This window comes from Streptomyces sp. MAI_2237, assembly GCF_054189285.1.
Genome location: NZ_JAJPGQ010000008.1, coordinates 1 through 2,569 on the forward strand (window position 1 = coordinate 1; position 2,569 = coordinate 2,569).

At 72.4% G+C, this 2,569-nt stretch carries 1 protein-coding gene and 4 pseudogenes; 2 read left to right on the plus strand and 3 right to left on the minus strand.

Going from position 1 to position 2,569, the window contains the following annotated elements; translation table 11 throughout:
* A partial coding sequence (locus LN251_RS35200; RefSeq protein WP_458248244.1) for an FtsW/RodA/SpoVE family cell cycle protein occupies window positions 1–318 on the plus strand: 318 nt, incomplete at its 5' end.
* A 6-nt stretch (window positions 319–324) separates the two neighbouring features.
* A pseudogene (gene murG / locus LN251_RS35205) lies at window positions 325–1,420 on the plus strand (undecaprenyldiphospho-muramoylpentapeptide beta-N-acetylglucosaminyltransferase).
* A gap of 97 nt (window positions 1,421–1,517) precedes the next feature.
* On the opposite strand, the pseudogene LN251_RS35210 reads toward murG, so the two are convergent.
* The 3 pseudogenes from LN251_RS35210 to LN251_RS35220 form a co-directional block, all read right to left on the minus strand.
* A pseudogene (locus tag LN251_RS35210) lies at window positions 1,518–1,820 on the minus strand (UDP-N-acetylglucosamine--N-acetylmuramyl-(pentapeptide) pyrophosphoryl-undecaprenol N-acetylglucosamine transferase); the annotation flags it as partial.
* A 169-nt stretch (window positions 1,821–1,989) separates the two neighbouring features.
* Window positions 1,990–2,355, minus strand: a pseudogene (locus tag LN251_RS35215) (glycosyltransferase); the annotation flags it as partial.
* Between the two features lie 6 nt (window positions 2,356–2,361).
* Window positions 2,362–2,569: pseudogene (locus tag LN251_RS35220) on the minus strand (cell division protein FtsW); the annotation flags it as partial.

The window sequence follows — 2,569 nt, forward strand, 5'->3', positions numbered from 1 at the left end:
GCGGGAGGCGTGACCACCTGGATCACCGCTCAGGCGGTGATCAACATCGGTGCGGTGCTCGGCCTGCTGCCGATCGCCGGAGTCCCCCTCCCGCTGTTCTCCTACGGGGGATCCGCCCTGCTGCCGACCATGTTCGCCATCGGGCTGCTGATCGCGTTCGCGCGTGACGAGCCCGCTGCGCGGGCGGCGCTTTCCTTGCGGCAACCCCGCTTTGGTAGAAAGCGGGCGGGAGGCGCCGTGCGGGACCGGGGGGCCCCTCGGAGATGGAACACGATGCGACGGCGTGCCTCGGCGGCGCGTTCGTCCGGAGAGCGGTGAATTTCGGTGCATGTCGTACTCGCCGGTGGGGGGACGCCGGCCACATCGAGCCCGCGCTCGCCCTCGCGGACGCCCTGCGCAGGCAGGACCCGACCGTGGGGATCACGGCCCTGGGCACGGAGCGCGGCCTGGAGACCAAGCTCGTACCACAGCGGGGCTACGAGCTGGCGCTGATCCCCGCCGTACCCCTGCCGCGCAAGCCCACCCCGAGCTGATCACCGTTCCGGGCCGGCTGCGCGGCACGATCAAGGCGACCGAGCAGATCCTCGAGCGCACCAAGGCGGACGCCGTGGTCGGCTTCGGCGGGTACGTCGCGCTGCCCGGCTACCTCGCCGCCAAGCGCCTCGGCGTGCCGATCGTGATCCACGAGGCCAACGCCCGCCCCGGCCTGGCCAACAAGATCGGGTCCCGGTACGCCGCCCAGGTGGCCGTCGCCACCCCGGACAGCAAGCTGCGCAACTCCCGCTACATCGGGATCCCGCTGCGCCACACCATCGCCACCCTGGACCGGGCCGCGGCCGGGCCCGAGGCTCGGCACATGTTCGGCCTCGACCCCAACCTGCCCACCCTGCTGGTCTCCGGCGGCTCGCAGGGCGCCCGCCGCCTCAACGAGGTCGTCCAGCAGGTCGCGCCGTGGCTGCAGCAGGCCGGCATCCAGATCCTGCACGCGGTCGGCCCGAAGAACGAACTGCCGCAGGTGCAGCAGATGCCAGGGATGCCCCCTACATCCCGGTAAGTTACCTGGACCGGATGGACCCTCGCGTACGGCCGCTGCCGACATGATGCTCTGCCGCGCGGGCGCGATGACCGTCGCCGAATCTCCGCCGTCGGGCTCCCGGCCGCCTACGTCCGCTGCCCATCGGCAACGGCGACAGCGGCTGAACGCCCAGCCGGTGGTCAAGGCCCGGCGGTGGACTGCTGGTCGACGACGCGGAGCCTGACGCCCGACTGGGTGCGGGCGAACGTCCTGCCCGTGCTCGCCGACCGCACCGGCTTGTACGAGATGTCCCGCGCCGCGGCCGAGTTCGGCCGCCGGGACGCCGACGACCTGCTCGTCGGCATGGTGTACGAGGCGATCGCCGCCCACCGTGCACAGCACTAGGACCGCATGAGCGAAGGGCAGGGAGCGTGGCCGGACCCACCGGCTGGGCGTTCAGCCGCTGTTCGCCGTTTTGCCGATGGGCAGCGGGACGTAGGCGGGCCGGGAGCCCGACGGCGGAGAGTTCGGCGACGGTCATCGCGCCCGCGCGGCAGAGCATCATGTCGGCAGCGGCGTACGCGAGGTCCATCCGGTCCAGGTAACTTACCGGGATGTAGGGGGGCATCCCTGGCATCTGCTGCACCTGCGGCAGTTCGTTCTTCGGGCCGACCGCGTGCAGGATCTGGATGCCGGCCTGCTGCAGCCACGGCGCGACCTGCTGGACGACCTCGTTGAGGCGGCGGGCGCCCTGCGAGCCGCCGGAGACCAGCAGGGTGGGCAGGTTGGGGTCGAGGCCGAACATGTGCCGAGCCTCGGGCCGGGGCCGCGGCCCGGTCCAGGGTGGCGATGGTGTGGCGCAGCGGGATCCCGATGTAGCGGGAGTTGCGCAGCTTGCTGTCCGGGGTGGCGACGGCCACCTGGGCGGCGTACCGGGGACCGATCTTGTTGGCCAGGCCGGGGCGGGCGTTGGCCTCGTGGATCACGATCGGCACGCCGAGGCGCTTGGCGGCGAGGTAGCCGGGCAGCGCGACGTACCGCCGAAGCCGACACGGCGTCCGCCTTGGTGCGCTCGAGGATCTGCTCGGTCGCCTTGATCGTGCCGCGCAGCCCGGCCCGGAACGGGTGATCAGCTCGGGGGTGGGCTTGCGCGGCAGGGGTACGGCGGGGATCAGCGCCAGCTCGTAGCCCCGCTGTGGTACGAGCTTGGTCTCCAGGCCGCGCTCCGTGCCCAGGGCCGTGATCCCCACGGTCGGGTCCTGCCTGCGCAGGGCGTCCGCGAGGGCGAGCGCGGGCTCGATGTGGCCGGCGGTCCCCCCACCGGCGAGTACGACATGCACCGAAATTCACCGCTCTCCGGACAACGCGCCGCCGAGGCACGCCGGTCGCATCGTGTTCCATCTCCGAGGCCCCCGGTCCCGCACGGCGCCTCCCGCCGCTTTTCTACCAAAGCGGGGTTGCCGCAAGGAAGCGCCGCCCGCGCAGCGGGCTCGTCACGCGCGAACGCGATCAGCAGCCCGATGGCGAACATGGTCGGCAGCAGGGCGGATCCCC